Source organism: Rhizobium jaguaris, from assembly GCF_003627755.1.
Lineage (GTDB): Bacteria > Pseudomonadota > Alphaproteobacteria > Rhizobiales > Rhizobiaceae > Rhizobium > Rhizobium jaguaris.
This window is the reverse complement of the sequence record NZ_CP032694.1, coordinates 2,695,194-2,710,953: the sequence shown is the minus strand read 5'-3', so window position 1 is coordinate 2,710,953 and position 15,760 is coordinate 2,695,194. Positions and strand designations below refer to the sequence as shown.

Below are 15,760 nucleotides of genomic sequence, written 5' to 3'. Positions count from 1 at the left end.
TTTCAGATTTTCCCGCCAGCCTCGGCGATAACCTTGGTCAGGCTGCCGGTTGCCGGGAAGAGCGGGATGAGGCAAGCCTGCAGCGCGTGATAAATATCGCCCTTGCCAGGGAAAAGCGTGTGGGCAGGAACCAGGTCTTCCGTCAATTCCTCATGCCAGCCGCCATTCTTGTGGTCGATGAAGGCGCGGCCGATGGTGCCCCAGATCTTGCGATAGCTCTCCTCGTGGAAATCGCTCGGCATATGCTCGTTGAGGTAGTGCGCAGCACCGGCGCCCTCGCAGGCAGGCCACCAGAGCTTGTTGCGCTTGGCGGGAACGTCAGCCCAATCGAGCGTATAGAAGAAGCCGCCCTTGTCGTTGTCCCAGCCCAGTGACATCGATTGGGAGAACAGGCCTTTGGCGGCGTCCGGCATCCAGTCGTGCCGCTTGCCGCCGAGAGACCAAAGTTGCAGGACGAGGCGCGCCCATTCCAACCAATGGCCGGGCGTCGTGCCAGAGGGGCGGAACATCTCGTTGCCGCGATAATCCTTGTCGAGCTCCCAGTCGGCGTTGAAATGTTCGGCGACGCGCCAGCCGACGGAACCGGCGGAGCGGCGGATGACGAGATCGGCGATGCTATCGGCCTTGTCGAGATACGCCCTGTCGCCAGTCGCTTCGAAAGCGGCCATCAGCGCTTCCGTCAGGTGCATATTGGAGTTCTGGCCTCGATAGCTGCCACCATCGATCGGTGACCAATCCTGATTGAACTCCTCGGCGATGGCGCCGTGTTTTTCTTCCCAGAATTTCGTGTTCAGGATTTTCGTGACGTCGGCGAGCATGCCGTCAGCGAGGGGATGGCCGATGGTCTTGGCGGAGGAGGCGGCGAGCAGCACGAAAGCATGGCCATAGCCTTGTTTGCTTGCATCGACGGGGCCGTCATTGTTGAGCGACCAGACATAACCTCCATGTGTGGCATCGCGATGATGTTTCCAGAGGTAGTTCATGCCGTGATCGACGATATCCTCTGAGCCAGGGCGCCCGAGCAGCGAACCGATCGAGAAGCAATGCACCATACGCGCGGTCGAATGAATGCCGCGCACGGGATTGACCGCATCGAGCGGCCTGCCGGCATCGTCCATGTCGTAGAATCCACCCTTGGGATTGATACCGCGATACTGGAAGAAATCGAAAAGCTCGCTCGCCTGATCCAGCAGCCAGCGGCGGTGATAGGCTCGCGTGCTCCAATTTCCGAGTGCTGCCGTTTCACGCTGTATGCTCATACTATCCTCCCAAGACTCTTTTGCCATAAGCCCTATAGCGCTGCCTGAAAGCGCTGTCATGACTTTATGGGATGAAACTGTGTCGGCTGCTTAGCGTTGTCCATGGCTGAAGGGTTTGCAGCCGATCACATCGATATTTTTCGGAAGCGCGATGAACTACAGCAGCATTATCCTTGCGCCAGGCTTCTCCGAGGCATAGATATGTTGACATAAAGATATCTTTATGTGATCTGAGTGCGAAGTCGCAATCAGGCCAATGGAGTTCGTTTATGTTTGACAATCTTTTTGGGTCGGAAACAGCGAAACGCGATGGCAGCGAAGTGTTTGCGGCCCTGAGGCAGGCGGCGAGTGAGCGAATCCTCGTGCTTGACGGCGCCATGGGCACGCAGATCCAGGGGCTCGGCTTTGACGAGGATCATTTCCGCGGTGATCGCTTCATCGGCTGCGCCTGTCATCAGAAGGGCAACAACGACCTTCTCATACTCACTCAGCCTGACGCCATCGAGGAGATCCACTATCGCTACGCCAAGGCAGGCGCGGATATTCTGGAAACTAATACGTTCTCTTCAACCCGGATCGCCCAGGCCGATTATCAGATGGAAGGTGCAGTCTACGATCTCAACAAGGAGGGCGCGGCAGTTGCCCGCCGAGCTGCGATCCGTGCCGAACGCGAGGACGGCAAGCGCCGCTTTGTCGCCGGCGCTATCGGCCCGACCAACCGTACCGCCTCGATTTCTCCCGATGTAAACAATCCCGGCTATCGTGCAGTAGGCTTCGACGATTTGCGCCTGGCCTATGGCGAGCAGGTCGACGGCCTGATCGACGGTGGCGCCGATATCATCCTGATCGAAACAATCTTCGATACGCTGAACGCCAAGGCGGCGATTTTTGCCTGTGAGGAGCGGTTCGACGCCAAGGGTGTCCGCCTGCCGGTGATGATCTCCGGTACGATCACCGATCTCTCCGGTCGCACCTTGTCCGGCCAGACGCCCTCGGCCTTCTGGAATTCGGTGCGCCACGCCAGCCCCTTCACCATCGGCCTCAACTGTGCGCTTGGCGCCAACGCCATGCGGCCGCATCTGCAGGAGCTTTCGGCTGCCGCCGATACCTTCATCTGCGCCTATCCCAATGCTGGCTTGCCCAACGAATTCGGCCAATATGACGAAACGCCTGAGATGATGGCGGCGCAAGTCGAAGGCTTTGCCCGCGACGGCCTCGTCAATATCGTCGGTGGCTGCTGCGGCTCGACGACGGAGCATATCGCCGCGATTGCTCAAGCGGTCTCGAAATACCAGCCGCGCCAGCCCGCGGCACACCGCCCATTCATGTCGCTCTCCGGTCTTGAGCCGTTCGAGCTGACCAAGGATATCCCCTTCGTCAACGTCGGCGAACGTACCAACGTCACCGGCTCGGCAAAGTTCCGCAAACTGATCACCAATGCCGACTACACGGCAGCGTTGGCTGTTGCCCGCGATCAGGTCGAAAACGGCGCGCAGGTGATCGACATCAATATGGACGAGGGCCTGATCGATTCGGAAAAGGCGATGGTTGAGTTCCTCAACCTGATCGCCGCCGAGCCGGATATTGCCCGTGTGCCTGTCATGATCGACAGCTCGAAATTCTCGATCATCGAGGCGGGCCTGAAATGCGTGCAGGGCAAGCCGATCGTCAACTCGATCTCGCTGAAAGAGGGCGAAGAGAATTTCCTCAAGCAGGCGCGATTGCTGCGCAATTACGGTGCTGCTGTCGTCGTCATGGCGTTCGACGAGCAGGGGCAGGCCGATAGCTATCAGCGCAAGGTCGAGATCTGCGCGCGCGCCTACAAGCTTCTGACAGAAGAGGCCGGGCTGCCGCCGGAAGATATTATCTTCGACCCGAATATTTTCGCGATCGCGACCGGCATCGAAGAGCATAACAATTACGGCGTCGACTTCATCGAAGCGACACGCACGATCCGCCAGACCATGCCGCTGGTTCATATCTCGGGTGGCGTATCGAACCTCTCATTCTCCTTCCGCGGTAACGAGCCGGTGCGCGAGGCGATGCATGCCGTGTTCCTTTACCACGCCATTCAGGCGGGTATGGACATGGGTATCGTCAATGCCGGCCAGCTGGCAGTTTACGACAACATCGATCCCGAGCTGCGCGAAGCCTGCGAGGACGTCGTCCTCAACCGCCGGCCCGACGGTACCGAGCGGCTGCTCGAAATAGCCGAACGTTTTCGTGGCGCCGGCAGCCGCGAAGCCAAGGTGCAGGATCTCGCCTGGCGCGAATGGCCGGTCGAGAAGCGGCTGGAGCATGCGCTGGTCAACGGAATCACCGAATATATCGAAGCGGACACCGAAGAAGCACGGCAAAAGGCGGAGCGCCCGCTGCATGTTATCGAAGGACCGCTGATGGCGGGCATGAATGTCGTCGGTGATCTATTCGGCTCGGGCAAGATGTTCCTGCCCCAGGTGGTGAAGTCTGCCCGCGTCATGAAGCAGGCCGTTGCCGTGTTGCTGCCCTATATGGAGGCGGAAAAGCTTGCGAATGGCGGCGCCAGTGAGCGTCAGGCGGCGGGCAAGGTACTAATGGCGACCGTCAAGGGCGATGTGCATGATATCGGCAAGAACATCGTCGGCGTTGTGCTCGCCTGCAACAATTACGAAATCATCGATCTCGGTGTTATGGTGCCGGCCACGAAGATCCTGGAAACGGCAATTGCCGAGAAGGTCGATATTATCGGCCTCTCCGGCCTGATCACACCGTCTCTGGACGAAATGGCGCATGTTGCTGCGGAAATGGAGCGGCAAGGGTTTGATATTCCATTGCTGATCGGTGGCGCGACCACTAGCCGCGTGCATACGGCCGTGAAGATCCATCCGCGCTATGAGAAGGGCCAAACGGTCTATGTGACGGATGCCAGCCGCGCTGTCGGCGTCGTTTCGGCACTGTTGTCGCCGGAAGCCAAGCAGGGCTATGTCGATACCGTTCGCGCCGAGTATGCCAAGGTCGCTGCGGCGCATGCCCGCAGCGAGGCGGAGAAAGTGCGCCTGCCAATCGCAAGGGCCCGCGAGAATGCCGAAAAAGTCGATTGGACGAGCTACAAGCCGATGGCGCCGCAGTTCCTCGGAACCAAAGTGTTTGAGAATTACGACCTGGCGGAGTTGGCGAAATATATCGACTGGACGCCATTCTTTCAGACCTGGGAATTAAAGGGTCGCTTCCCGGCGATCCTCGAAGACGAAAAGCAGGGTGAGGCGGCACGCCAGCTTTATGCCGATGCGCAGGCCATGTTGGAAAAGATCATCGCGGAAAACTGGTTCCGTCCGCGCGCTGTCATCGGCTTCTGGCCGGCGGGTACGGTCGGCGATGATATCCGCCTGTTCACCGATGAGGAGCGCACCGATGAACTCGCGACTTTCTATACCTTGCGTCAGCAATTGTCGAAGCGGGATGGCCGCCCGAACGTGGCCCTGTCGGATTTCGTGGCGCCGGTTTCGGGTGGCGTCGGCGATTACGTCGGCGGCTTCGTCGTGACGGCTGGTATCGAGGAAATCGCCATTGCCGAGCGTTTTGAACGCGCTAATGACGATTATTCCTCGATCCTCGTCAAGGCGCTCGCCGATCGCTTCGCCGAGGCTTTTGCCGAGCGGATGCATGAGCGGGTGCGGCGCGAATTCTGGGGCTACGCCAAGAATGAGGACCTTAATGGCGACGAGCTGCTGGCGGAGGCTTATGCCGGCATCCGTCCGGCGCCGGGCTATCCCGCCCAGCCCGACCACACCGAGAAAGAGACCCTGTTCCGCCTGCTCGATGCGGAAGAGGCGACGGGCGTAAAACTCACAGAGAGCTACGCCATGTGGCCGGGCTCTTCCGTTTCCGGCCTCTACATCGGCCATCCCAACTCCTATTACTTCGGTGTCGCCAAAGTCGAGCGAGATCAAGTGGACGACTATGCGACGCGCAAGGGCATGCCGGTTGCGGAGGTGGAGCGCTGGCTCGGACCGGTGCTCAATTATGTGCCGGAAAAGCGTGATGCCGCGGTAGATGACGCGGCATGATAGATCTGATTTGAAGCGATGTTTCCGACGGGCTTGCCGACCGTCCCGGCTGGATTGCCCGGCTCCGGTGAGAGCCGGCGTTACGTCGCCCCGATCGTCAGCTCCGCGACAAAATCGTAGGCGTCTCCCCGATAAAGCGAGCGGGTGAATTCCACGGCGCGACCGGAGCCGAGGTAGGAAATGCGTTCGATCGACAGGCCGGCGGCGCCGACGGGGACGCCTAGCAGGCCGGCGTCGACCTCTTTCATATTGGTCGCGGAGATACGTTGTACGGCACGGACCGGGCGGACTTGGCGCTTTTCGAGCTCGGCGTAAAGCGATGAGGTCACGGTCGATGGATCTGGCAGGAACTCGCCGGAGACGCTGGCATGTTCTATGGCCAGTGGCTGGTCGTCGGCGATGCGTAGACGGCTGAGGCGGGAGACCTTGGTCCCGGCGGCAAGGCCGAGGATCATCATTTCATCGGGCGAGGGAGTGTGCACGCCTTTATGCAGCCATTCCGAGCGTGCCGTCATGCCGCGCCGCGCCATGTCCTCGGTGAAGGAGGTTAGCTGCGACAGGCGCTGCTCGACTTTGGAGACGGGTTTGGCGACGAAAGTGCCAGAGCCGTGGCGACGGACGAGGACGCCCTCGGCGACGAGATCGTCGATCGCCTTGCGCACTGTCACGCGGCTGACGGCGGCATATTCGGCGATGTCACGTTCCGGTGGCAGGGCATCGCCATGTTTCAGCGTTCCGACTTTGACGGCGTCTTCGAGTGTCCGGCGCAATTTGACATAGAGCGGGCCGGTGCCGCCGGCGAGCAGGCGTCCCGATGAGAAGATACGGCTCAGATCCTCGGTCATGGCGTGCCCCCCGCGTCATTTTGCAGGAGCTTGGCCGCCAGTTCGACCGCGCCGCGCAATACGTCGCCTTTCGGTTCTGTGAGAAGCGCTTTATGCCGCGCATCGAGCCATGGATAATATGCCTTCGAGAGGCCGCCGAGCAGGCAGATCGACGGGCATTCTGGCCAGAGCAGGGCATCGAGACTTTCGGCGATGGCGTTCACCGCTGTCTTGACGATACCGACGGCGATGACATCGTCTCTTTCGGCATATTCGAAGACAATCGGTGCATAACGCGCGAAATCCTTCGGCTTGGAGACATGCGCGAACTCGACGACGCGTTCGGGATCGCCGCTAAATTCCGCCATGATCTTTTCGGTGAGTGACGAGGGCGGGCATACCCTGTCATGCGCCAGAAGCGAGCGTTCCAGCAAATCACGGCCGAGGCGGGCGCCGCTTGCCTGATCGCCAACGACAAAGCCCCAGCCGCCGATACCCCAGATATTGCCGTTGCGGCGGGCATTGTAGACGGAGCCGGTGCCGAATGCGCCGATGATCCCGTCGGCATCGCCAAGCGCGCCCTGAAGCGCAATCATCGCATCGGTGACGACACGACCGTTCGCGAAGGGCAGGGCTTTTTCGATGCGCTTGCCGTAGTCGCCGACATTGGCACCGGCCGTGCCGACAACGGCGGGCAGTTTGTAAGCCAACTCGGGATCGAGCGCGGCATCCTCGAGTGCCTGCCGGGCGGATGCGACGATGTTGATCAATGAGTTTTCGAGATCGGAAAGGATGTTGGCGGCACCCGCCTTGCCGGTGCCGAGAACTCTGCCCATTCTGTCTGTCACAGCAGCGCGGCAGCTTGTCCCGCCGCCGTCGATACCGATCGCAAACTCCGCCATCGCACCCTCCAGATACCACCCATTCCCCGTTTTTTCTTACAATACCAAAAAAATACCATTTACCAATAGGCAATGCCTCGCTTTTTTCGCTCTCGTATCGTATTGAAAAATATTGATAAATTTTTTTTTACGATTTTTCTCACCCCAAAAAGGTAAATTCGGCTGGACAATTGGTATTTTTTTGGCCTTAATTCTTACCAAGGGAACAGTTCGAACAGGCATCGGCAGAACCGGCAGAATAAATAATAGCCGGAGGCCCAGCAGAAGGTGGCGGACCTCTGCCGTTGTCAGTAGCCGCGTGGATCAGGAGGATCCAGGCGCCGCGTTCGTCATGAATTTCCCGTGTGTTGAGTTTCTGGTGTCTCTGTCCGGTCGTCCGGCGGGTCACGATTGGTCGGGCCGATCGGGCAAAGTGCCTTGCGCGCCCTTGTGCATCTGGGGCCGGCAATGTTGGCGGTCCTTGTGGAGCGTTGGCTGTTTCCTCGGATATGCCAGCGGATTTTTCAGATCGAGAACAGTGCCTTATTCCAGGCGCTTAAACAGGAGAGGGAAATGAAAAACAATGTTCTGAAAGGCTTGCTCCTCGCATCCAGCCTGCTGACTTCAGTCGGCTTTGCGCATGCGGCGGACGTGACGCTGACGGTTGAAAGCTGGCGCAACGATGACCTGCAGATTTGGCAGGAGAAGATCATCCCGGCTTTCGAGGCGAAGAACCCCGGCATCAAGATCGTCTTCTCGCCGACGGCTCCGACCGAGTATAACGCATCGCTGAACGCCAAGCTCGAAGCTGGCTCTGCGGGCGACATCATCACCTGCCGTCCGTTCGACGCCTCGCTGGATCTTTTCAAGAAGAAGCAGCTGACCGACCTGACGACGCTGAAGGGCATGGATAACTTCTCGCCGGTCGCCAAGGCCGCTTGGACCACCGACGACGGCAAGTCGACCTTCTGCGTGCCGATGGCATCGGTCATCCACGGCTTCATCTATAACAAAGACGCCTTCGACAAGCTTGGTCTCAAAGTTCCGGCAACGCGCGACGAATTCTTCGCTCTGCTGGACAAGCTCAAGGCCGACGGCACCTACATCCCGATGGCCATGGGCACGAAGGACCTCTGGGAAGCCGCAACCATGGGCTACCAGAACGTGGGCCCGAACTACTGGAAGGGTGAAGATGGCCGCCTGGCTCTGATTTCCGGCAAGCAAAAGCTGACGGATGCTCCGTGGGTCGATCCTTTCAAGGAACTCGCCAAGTGGAAGCCTTATCTCGGCGACGGCTTCGAAGCACAGAGCTACTCGGACAGCCAGAACCTCTTCACGCTCGGCAAGGCCGCCATCTACCCGGCCGGTTCGTGGGAAATCGCGTTGTTCAACACGCAGGCTCAATTCAAGATGGGTGCCTTCCCGCCGCCGGTCGCAAAGGCTGGTGACACGGCCTACATCTCCGACCATCCAGATATCGGTGTCGGCCTGAATGCCAAGAGTACGCATCCCGAAGAGGCCAAGAAATTCCTGAGCTGGGTTGCTTCCGACGAGTTCGCCAACATCTACGCCAACGCGCTGCCGGGCTTCTTCAGCCTGAATTCGCACCCGGTGAAGATGAGCGATCCGCTCGCCCAGGAATTCGTCTCCTGGCGCGACAATCATAAGTCCACCGTTCGTTCGACCTATCAGATCCTGTCGCGCGGCACGCCGAATCTGGAAAACGAAACCTGGACGGCATCTGCCAACGTGATCAACGGTACGGATACGCCGGAACAGGCTGGCGCGAAGCTGCAGAAGGGCCTCGACAGCTGGTTCAAGCCGGGCAAGTAATCCTGCTGTGACGCAATGTGGGTGAGGGGCCTCATGGCTCCTCACCTTATTCTCTCCCTGGTGAGTGCAGATGGAGAGAAGAACAGAGGCACATGCTTCCCCGCTTTTGTGGGCAAGCATATGATGCGCCTTTGTTATTTCTTATGCCGATAAGCCCGCTGGACTGGCGACTATCGTGACACCAGCATTGTGCCGCGCCCGATATTGTTTCTCCATGCTTGGCTGGAGAACCGGAACAACGGGCGGATTTGAACATCTGCGCTGCCGCCCCGATCAGCAGCCAATAAAAACAGGCAGAAAGCCATGAGCGAAGCCGTTATATCAGCCGCGTTTGATGCGGTTCCGATCAAACGCCAAAGACGCTGGCACATCTTCGTTTTTCTTCTTCCGGCCTTCATTGTCTATACGGCCGTGATGATCCTGCCTCTGATCGAAACGTTGCGGCTGTCGCTGTATAACGTCGTCGACAATCAGGAGACCTTCGTGGGTCTCAACAATTTCAAAGTGTTGTTTGGCGATGATCGCTGGTCGCATGACTTTTGGAATGCGCTGCGCAACAATCTGATCTTCTTTGTCATCCACATGTGCGTGCAGAACCCGATCGGTATCGCGCTCGCGGCGCTTCTGTCGCTGCCGAAACTGCGGTTCGTCGCCTTCTATCGCACCGCCATGTTCCTGCCGACGTTGCTTTCCTTCGTCATCGTCGGCTTCATCTGGAAGCTGATCCTGTCACCTCTATGGGGTGTGGCGCCCGATTTGATGGGCTTGGTCGGCCTCAAGTCGTTCTTCGCTCCCTGGCTCGGCAAGCCCGGCACAGCCCTGGTCACGGTCGCGCTGATCTCGGTCTGGCAATATGTCGGCATCCCGATGATGCTGATTTATGCGGCGCTGCTGAACATCCCGGAAGAGGTTATCGAGGCGGCCGAATGCGATGGCATCACCGGCTGGAGCCAGTTCTGGAAGATCAAGCTGCCGCTGGTGCTGCCGGCGATCGGCATCATCTCGATCCTGACCTTCGTTGGCAATTTCAATGCTTTCGACCTGGTCTATACTGTGCAGGGCGCGCTGGCGGGGCCGGATGGCTCCACCGATATCCTCGGTACGCTGCTCTACCGCGTCTTCTTCGGCTTCCAGCTGCAGCTCGGCGACCGTTCCATGGGTGCGACGATCGCGACGGTGATGTTCCTGATCATCCTCGCCGGCGTGTCCTTCTACCTTTTCATCATTCAACGGCGCATCCGCCGTTACCAGTTCTGAGGAGAGGCGACCATGTCCAAGGCACGCACTTCCCTTGTCCGTTCCGGCCTCATGCATCTGGCGCTGATCGCCTACACGTTGCTTGCCGTTTTCCCGGTGTTCCTGACGATCATCAACTCCTTCAAGGATCGCGCCTCGATCTTCCGGGCGCCCTTGAGCGTCCCGACGCCGTCCAGCTTCAGCCTGATCGGTTATCAGACCGTGCTGAAGCAGGGAGACTTTCTGACTTATTTCGAGAACAGCTTCATCGTGACGATCGTGTCGATCATCCTGACACTGCTGTTTGGCGCCATGGCCGCCTTCGCGCTGTCTGAGTACCGTTTCCGCGGCAATACGATTATGGGGCTTTATCTCGCGATCGGCATCATGATCCCGATCCGCCTTGGCACGGTCGCCATCCTCCAGGGCATGGTCGCCTTCGGTCTGGTCAATACGCTGACCGCGCTGATCCTCGTCTACACGGCGCAGGGCTTGCCGCTGGCCATTTTCATCCTGTCGGAATTCATGCGTACCGTGTCGGATGACCTGAAGAATGCGGGCCGCATCGATGGGCTCAGCGAATATGCGATCTTCTTCCGTCTCGTGCTGCCGCTGGTTCGCCCAGCCATGGCGACGGTCGCCGTCTTTACCATGATCCCGATCTGGAACGACCTGTGGTTCCCGCTGATCCTGGCGCCGAGCGAGGCGACCAAGACGGTGACGCTGGGATCGCAGATCTTCATCGGCCAGTTCGTCACCAACTGGAACGCCGTGCTGGCAGCGCTGACGCTCGCCATCCTGCCGATCCTCATCCTTTACGTCTTGTTCTCCCGCCAACTCATTCGTGGCATTACCTCCGGAGCAGTCAAGTGAGCTCATCCGAAAAGCCGATCCGCGTTCTCGTCGCCGGCCTTGGCAATATGGGCCGCAGCCATGCGCTCGCCTATCACAACAATCCCGGTTTTCAGATCGTCGGTCTCGTCAACCGCTCCAAGCCGAAGCTGGCGGAAGAACTGCAGGGTTACACGATCCATCCGGATTTCGAGACAGCTCTGAAAGAGTTGAAGCCCGACCTCTGCTCGATCAACACCTATTCCGACAGCCATGCGGACTATGCCGTCATGGCCTTCGAGGCAGGCTGCGATGTCTTCGTCGAAAAGCCGCTGGCGACGACCGTCGAGGATGCGGAGCGGGTTGTAGCCGCTGCCAGGAAGGCCGGCCGCAAGCTGGTGATCGGCTATATCCTGCGCCATCATCCATCGTGGATGCGGTTAATCGCCGAAGCCCGCAAGCTGGGCGGCCCTTATGTGTTCCGCATGAACCTGAACCAGCAGTCAAGCGGACCGACCTGGGAGACGCATAAGGCACTGATGCGCACGACATCGCCGATCGTCGATTGCGGCGTGCATTATGTCGACGTCATGTGCCAGATCACCGACGCCAAGCCGGTCGAGGTGCGTGGCATGGGTCTGCGCCTGTCGAACGAGATCGCGCCGGACATGTACAATTACGGCCATCTGCAGGTGATCTATGAGGACGGTTCTGTCGGCTGGTATGAGGCCGGCTGGGGACCGATGATTTCCGAGACTGCCTTCTTCGTGAAGGATGTGATGTCACCGAATGGCGCAGTCTCGATCGTCATGGACCCGAATGCCAAGTCGGACGACATCGATACACACACCAAGACCTCGGTCATCCGATTGCACACCGCCGAAACCGGCCCGGACGGCAAGTTCATCCGGCCGGACCAGGATTTGCGTATGGACGGCGAGCCAGGTCATCAGGAGCTCTGTGACCTTGAGCAAGCCTTCGTATTGAAGGCCATCCGGGAGGACGTCGACCTCAGCCGCCACATGGCCGACGCCGTTCAATCGCTGCGCATCTGCCTCGCCGCCGACGAGAGCGTGCGCACCGGCAAGCCCATTTATTTGTAAGGGATTAGACACTGTGGGATCGCTTCACCTGAAATCCATCCGCAAGGCCTATGGCACGCACGAGGTGCTGAAAGGTATCAATCTCGACGTGAAGGACGGCGAGTTCGTGATTTTCGTCGGCCCTTCTGGCTGCGGCAAGTCTACCCTTCTGCGCAGTATCGCCGGTCTTGAAGATGTGACCTCGGGCGCGGTCATGATCAATGGCAAGGATGTAACGGTGACGCCGCCCGCCAAGCGTGGCATTTCCATGGTGTTCCAGTCCTATGCGCTTTATCCGCATCTGACGGTGAAGGACAATATGGGCCTCGGCCTGAAGCAGGCCGGTACTGCCAAGGACGAGATCGATAGTCGCGTCGACAAGGCGTCAGGCATGCTCGCTCTCGAACCCTACCTCGCCCGCCGTCCGGCCGAGCTTTCCGGCGGCCAGCGTCAGCGTGTCGCCATCGGCCGCGCGATCGTGCGCGAGCCGGAACTCTTCCTGTTCGACGAGCCGCTATCGAACCTCGACGCGGCGCTGCGCGTCCAGACCCGCCTCGAAATCGCCCGTTTGCATCGCAGTCTGAAGGCAACGATGATCTATGTCACCCACGATCAAGTCGAGGCCATGACGCTGGCCGACAAGATCGTCGTGATGAATGCCGGCGCGATCGAACAGATCGGTTCGCCGATGGAGCTTTATAACCGTCCGGCGAACACCTTCGTCGCCGGTTTCATCGGTTCGCCGCAGATGAATTTCATCCCTGCTGAAAAGCTCGAGCAAAGCGGCGCCAAGACCATCGGCATTCGTCCGGAGCATATCAATCTGTCACGCGAACAGGGCACTTGGGCGGCCAAGGTGATCCATGTCGAACACCTGGGCGCCGACACGATCATCTATCTCGAATCCGACCAAACCGGCCTTCTGACCGTGCGCCTCTTCGGCGAACACAAATACGAGCCGGACGAAACGGTCTATGCGACGCCCGATGCCGGACATATGCATCGCTTCGATGCGAATGATCAGGCAATCCGCGCGTAGGCGTCGGTATTTGCCAAATCGAAGAGGGCTCTGCTTCGGCAGGGCCCTCTTTTTATTTGTCCGGCGATAGCTTCAAATAGTCCAGTCGTCCGGATGAATTCATATGCCTGTCACAGGGCTGCGTTATTGCTCGCTCAGTCCACTCCAACAGCGAGCGCATCATGACAAACGCAGCAACCACCTATGCAACATGGCATACTCAACCGAATGGCGACGTGGCGATGGCAGAGTCGCACAGTCCGCTTTGGCGGCATTTCATCGAGACCGTGCCGGAGCGGGATTTTTCGTCGAAGACGGTGCTGGACTTCGGCTGCAATCGCGGCGGCTTCCTGCGGCTGCTTCACGCGATGCGGCCGTTCCGCCGTGGTGTCGGCATCGACATCGCCTCGGAATCGGTTGCGGCGGCTGCCGCGGCAAAGGGCAACATGCCGCTGGAATTTCATGTGACCACCGATCTTTCGCCCTTTGTCGACAGCTTCGATGTCGCATTCAGCTATGAGGTCATCTATCTCCTGCCGGAATTGAAACGGCATGCCGCGCAGATGTTCGAGGTCATGCGCAATGGCGGCGTCTATTATGCCGTCACTGGTTGCCACAATGAGATGCCTCTCTGGCCGAAATGGCGCGAGCTGATCGGCGCTAATAGCAATGCGCCAGTACAGGATCGGTCCCCGCAGGATTATATCGATACCTTCGTTGCCGCGGGCTTCGATGTCTCCGTCAGGCGTTTCGGCTATAACGGCTTCGTCAGCGGATCGAAGGATCGCAAATATTATCCGAGCATTCTCGATGCGCTGAGCTATCCCGCCGAATACAAGCTGCTGTTCCGGCTTGAAAAGCGCGTGTGACATGGAGACGATCGATCGCAAGAGCGGCAGCGCTCTCTGGCATCAGATCGGCGAAATCCTGGCGGCTGATATTGGCGCCGGGACCTTTGCTCCAGGCGCCAAATTGCCGACCGAACCGGAGCTTATGGAACGCTTCGGCGTCAGCCGCTTCACCGTCCGCCAGGCGCTCGGCCATCTGGAGCAGCGGGGATTGGTGCGTGCCGAACAGGGGCGCGGAACCTTCGTACATAGAGGGTCTCTCGACTATAGGCTCTCGAAGAAGACGCGATTCTCCCAGAATCTGATCGAGCAGGGTTTCGAGCCTGGCGGCGAGCTGCTGATCCACGAGATTGTTCCAGCGTCGGAGCGAGTTGCGGCGCGGCTGAAGCTTGCCTCCGGCGCGCCGGTCATTCATCGCCGCGGCGTCATGACGGCAGACGACGTTCCTGTAGAACTCGGCGACACCTACTATCCGGCTGACCGCTTTCCGGATTTCGACAAGGCGAGGCTGCAATACCAGACGATTACGGCAGCACTCGCGAGCTACGACATCCATGACTATGTGCGCCTGTCGACCGAGATCGAGGCGCGCATGCCGAGTGCTGAGGAGGCCCGGCTGCTGCGGCAGCCGAAGTCGACGCCGGTATTGGTGGTCCTCAAAGTGGACGTCGATAGCGACGGAGCGCCGATTACTTATTCCGAGACACTATGGTCGGCGGAGCGGGTGACCTTCAAGGTCGATGTGGGATGATGCCTATCGGTGCGACAGGATATTCACGATCTTGCCCAGGGGATCGCGGACATAGAAACGCCGAACGCCCCAGCGTTCGTCGGTCAACTTGTAGACGATGTCGAGCTGCATCGACTGAGCGCGCTCATAGACTTGATCGACATTGTCGACCTCGATCGAGAGATCGGGTACGGCAGTTCCCGAGCCGCCTTCGCTCGCGATGCTGATCTGCGGGAAGGTCGCCGCATCAGAGGCGAAGGTGACAATCCAGCCGTGGTCCATGACGGTATCCAGGCCGAGCAGGTCGCCATAGAAGGCACGAGCGCTGGCGGAGTCGCCGGCGAGATTGGGGACAATTCGCAGAACGGTCATGCGATGCTCCTTGGCAGAGAAATGGAGGCGGGCCTTTGCCGCGCCTCCACCATCTTAGCTTAGACCGTTACCGAAGGCAGCAGCTTGGCGCGTTCGCTCAGAATCTGCCGGCAGGCGGTTGCGACTTCGCGGCCCTTGATGATGAAATGCTCCTTGAAGAACTGGATATGGGCTTCCGATTCCTGGAAGTGATGCGGCGTCAGGACAGCCGACAGGACCGGCACGCCGGTGTCGAGCTGTACGCGCATCATTGCATCCAGGACTGTGTTGGCGACGAATTCATGGCGATAGATGCCACCGTCGACAACGAAAGCGGTGGCGACGATCGCAGAATAGCGGCCGTTGCGAGCGAGTGTCTGTGCATGCAGTGGAATTTCCAACGCGCCCGGTACGTCGAAAATATCGATGGGTGATGCACCCTCTGCCGTCTGCCATTCGGCGACGAATGAATCGACGCAACGATCGACGATGTCGGCATGCCACCGGGCTCGGATCAGCGCAATGCGGCTAGGCTGGGTGGAGATCGAAATGGTCATGAATTTTGCCTTTCAAGGGTTGTTGTCAAATATCCCTTGGGCGAACACGCAGGACTGCCGCGCTCCTCATGGGGGAGGAGGGTGCGATCCAGCTTGCTCTCTTCCATCCGGACTATACCGTCGGCTCCGGCCTCTCACCGGATCTGCTGACCCTTCTGGGGACCAGAAGGCGCTCGCGGGCTCGGAGACGAATCTCCATACCGCCGGTGGGGAGTTGCACCCCGCCCTGAGAACGGCTGGACTATAAATGCGGTGCAATAGAAA

13 protein-coding genes and 1 riboswitch are annotated in these 15,760 nt (G+C 59.2%); of the genes, 8 read left to right on the top strand and 5 right to left on the bottom strand.

Features of this window, described 5'->3' with window-relative positions; translation table 11 throughout:
• Positions 1-2: 2 nt before the first annotated feature.
• Positions 3-1,259 (bottom strand): AGE family epimerase/isomerase, encoded by a 1,257-nt coding sequence (locus CCGE525_RS13190; protein WP_120704662.1) that lies wholly within the window; start codon positions 1,257-1,259, stop codon positions 3-5.
• A gap of 269 nt (positions 1,260-1,528) precedes the next feature.
• Here CCGE525_RS13190 and metH point away from each other — a divergent pair, with 269 nt between their 5' ends.
• Entirely contained in the window at positions 1,529-5,305 is a 3,777-nt protein-coding gene (gene metH, locus CCGE525_RS13185) for a methionine synthase (RefSeq protein WP_120704661.1), read from the top strand.
• A gap of 80 nt (positions 5,306-5,385) precedes the next feature.
• Here the strand turns inward: metH and CCGE525_RS13180 are convergent, their stop codons facing one another.
• Together CCGE525_RS13180 and CCGE525_RS13175 are read right to left on the bottom strand one after the other, a co-directional pair.
• On the bottom strand, positions 5,386-6,150 hold the full coding sequence (locus CCGE525_RS13180) for a GntR family transcriptional regulator (protein ID WP_120704660.1): 765 nt from the start codon (positions 6,148-6,150) through the stop codon (positions 5,386-5,388).
• Entirely contained in the window at positions 6,147-7,031 is an 885-nt protein-coding gene (locus CCGE525_RS13175; RefSeq protein ID WP_120704659.1) for a glucosamine kinase nucleotide-binding domain-containing protein, read from the bottom strand. Before CCGE525_RS13175 ends, CCGE525_RS13180 begins: the two co-directional genes overlap by 4 nt.
• Before the next feature lie 552 nt (positions 7,032-7,583).
• On the opposite strand from CCGE525_RS13175, the gene CCGE525_RS13170 reads away from it, so the two are divergent.
• The 7 genes from CCGE525_RS13170 to phnF all read left to right on the top strand — a co-directional run bounded on the left by CCGE525_RS13170 (position 7,584) and on the right by phnF (position 14,609).
• Positions 7,584-8,843, top strand: coding sequence for an ABC transporter substrate-binding protein (locus CCGE525_RS13170; protein WP_120704658.1), 1,260 nt, complete (start codon positions 7,584-7,586; stop codon positions 8,841-8,843).
• Between the two features lie 303 nt (positions 8,844-9,146).
• The gene (locus tag CCGE525_RS13165; RefSeq protein ID WP_120704657.1) at positions 9,147-10,100 is read left to right on the top strand and encodes a carbohydrate ABC transporter permease; all 954 of its coding nucleotides are present in this window, start codon (positions 9,147-9,149) and stop codon (positions 10,098-10,100) included.
• 12 nt (positions 10,101-10,112) lie between these two features.
• On the top strand, positions 10,113-10,952 hold the full coding sequence (locus CCGE525_RS13160; protein WP_120704656.1) for a carbohydrate ABC transporter permease: 840 nt from the start codon (positions 10,113-10,115) through the stop codon (positions 10,950-10,952).
• 47 nt (positions 10,953-10,999) lie between these two features.
• The gene (locus tag CCGE525_RS13155; RefSeq protein WP_425375900.1) at positions 11,000-12,013 is read left to right on the top strand and encodes a Gfo/Idh/MocA family protein; all 1,014 of its coding nucleotides are present in this window, start codon (positions 11,000-11,002) and stop codon (positions 12,011-12,013) included.
• A gap of 13 nt (positions 12,014-12,026) precedes the next feature.
• Positions 12,027-13,031, top strand: a complete 1,005-nt coding sequence (locus CCGE525_RS13150) for an ABC transporter ATP-binding protein (RefSeq protein WP_120704654.1) — start codon at positions 12,027-12,029, stop codon at positions 13,029-13,031.
• A 161-nt stretch (positions 13,032-13,192) separates the two neighbouring features.
• Complete coding sequence (locus tag CCGE525_RS13145; RefSeq protein WP_120704653.1) at positions 13,193-13,879, top strand: class I SAM-dependent methyltransferase; 687 nt, start codon at positions 13,193-13,195, stop codon at positions 13,877-13,879.
• A gap of 1 nt (position 13,880) precedes the next feature.
• Positions 13,881-14,609, top strand: a complete 729-nt coding sequence (phnF, locus tag CCGE525_RS13140) for a phosphonate metabolism transcriptional regulator PhnF (protein WP_120704652.1) — start codon at positions 13,881-13,883, stop codon at positions 14,607-14,609.
• 3 nt (positions 14,610-14,612) lie between these two features.
• Here the strand turns inward: phnF and CCGE525_RS13135 are convergent, their stop codons facing one another.
• Together CCGE525_RS13135 and CCGE525_RS13130 are read right to left on the bottom strand one after the other, a co-directional pair.
• Positions 14,613-14,960 (bottom strand): VOC family protein, encoded by a 348-nt coding sequence (locus CCGE525_RS13135; RefSeq protein WP_120704651.1) that lies wholly within the window; start codon positions 14,958-14,960, stop codon positions 14,613-14,615.
• Between the two features lie 59 nt (positions 14,961-15,019).
• A complete protein-coding gene (locus CCGE525_RS13130; protein ID WP_120704650.1) occupies positions 15,020-15,496 on the bottom strand; it encodes a 6,7-dimethyl-8-ribityllumazine synthase in 477 nt (158 codons plus the stop codon).
• A 91-nt stretch (positions 15,497-15,587) separates the two neighbouring features.
• Positions 15,588-15,734, bottom strand: a riboswitch (FMN riboswitch).
• Between the last annotated feature and the right edge of the window lie 26 nt (positions 15,735-15,760).

Excerpts from the sequence above, each read along its gene's own strand:
- CCGE525_RS13165 (WP_120704657.1), top strand. The coding sequence starts at position 9,147 with ATGAGCGAAGCCGTTATATCAGCCGCGTTTGATGCGGTTCCGATCAAA.
- CCGE525_RS13155 (WP_425375900.1), top strand. The coding sequence starts at position 11,000 with ATGGGCCGCAGCCATGCGCTCGCCTATCACAACAATCCCGGTTTTCAG.
- CCGE525_RS13170 (WP_120704658.1), top strand. The coding sequence starts at position 7,584 with ATGAAAAACAATGTTCTGAAAGGCTTGCTCCTCGCATCCAGCCTGCTG.
- CCGE525_RS13180 (WP_120704660.1), bottom strand. The coding sequence starts at position 6,150 with ATGACCGAGGATCTGAGCCGTATCTTCTCATCGGGACGCCTGCTCGCC.
- metH (WP_120704661.1), top strand. The coding sequence starts at position 1,529 with ATGTTTGACAATCTTTTTGGGTCGGAAACAGCGAAACGCGATGGCAGC.
- CCGE525_RS13190 (WP_120704662.1), bottom strand. The coding sequence starts at position 1,259 with ATGAGCATACAGCGTGAAACGGCAGCACTCGGAAATTGGAGCACGCGA.
- CCGE525_RS13175 (WP_120704659.1), bottom strand. The coding sequence starts at position 7,031 with ATGGCGGAGTTTGCGATCGGTATCGACGGCGGCGGGACAAGCTGCCGC.
- CCGE525_RS13145 (WP_120704653.1), top strand. The coding sequence starts at position 13,193 with ATGACAAACGCAGCAACCACCTATGCAACATGGCATACTCAACCGAAT.
- CCGE525_RS13130 (WP_120704650.1), bottom strand. The coding sequence starts at position 15,496 with ATGACCATTTCGATCTCCACCCAGCCTAGCCGCATTGCGCTGATCCGA.
- CCGE525_RS13135 (WP_120704651.1), bottom strand. The coding sequence starts at position 14,960 with ATGACCGTTCTGCGAATTGTCCCCAATCTCGCCGGCGACTCCGCCAGC.
- CCGE525_RS13160 (WP_120704656.1), top strand. The coding sequence starts at position 10,113 with ATGTCCAAGGCACGCACTTCCCTTGTCCGTTCCGGCCTCATGCATCTG.
- phnF (WP_120704652.1), top strand. The coding sequence starts at position 13,881 with ATGGAGACGATCGATCGCAAGAGCGGCAGCGCTCTCTGGCATCAGATC.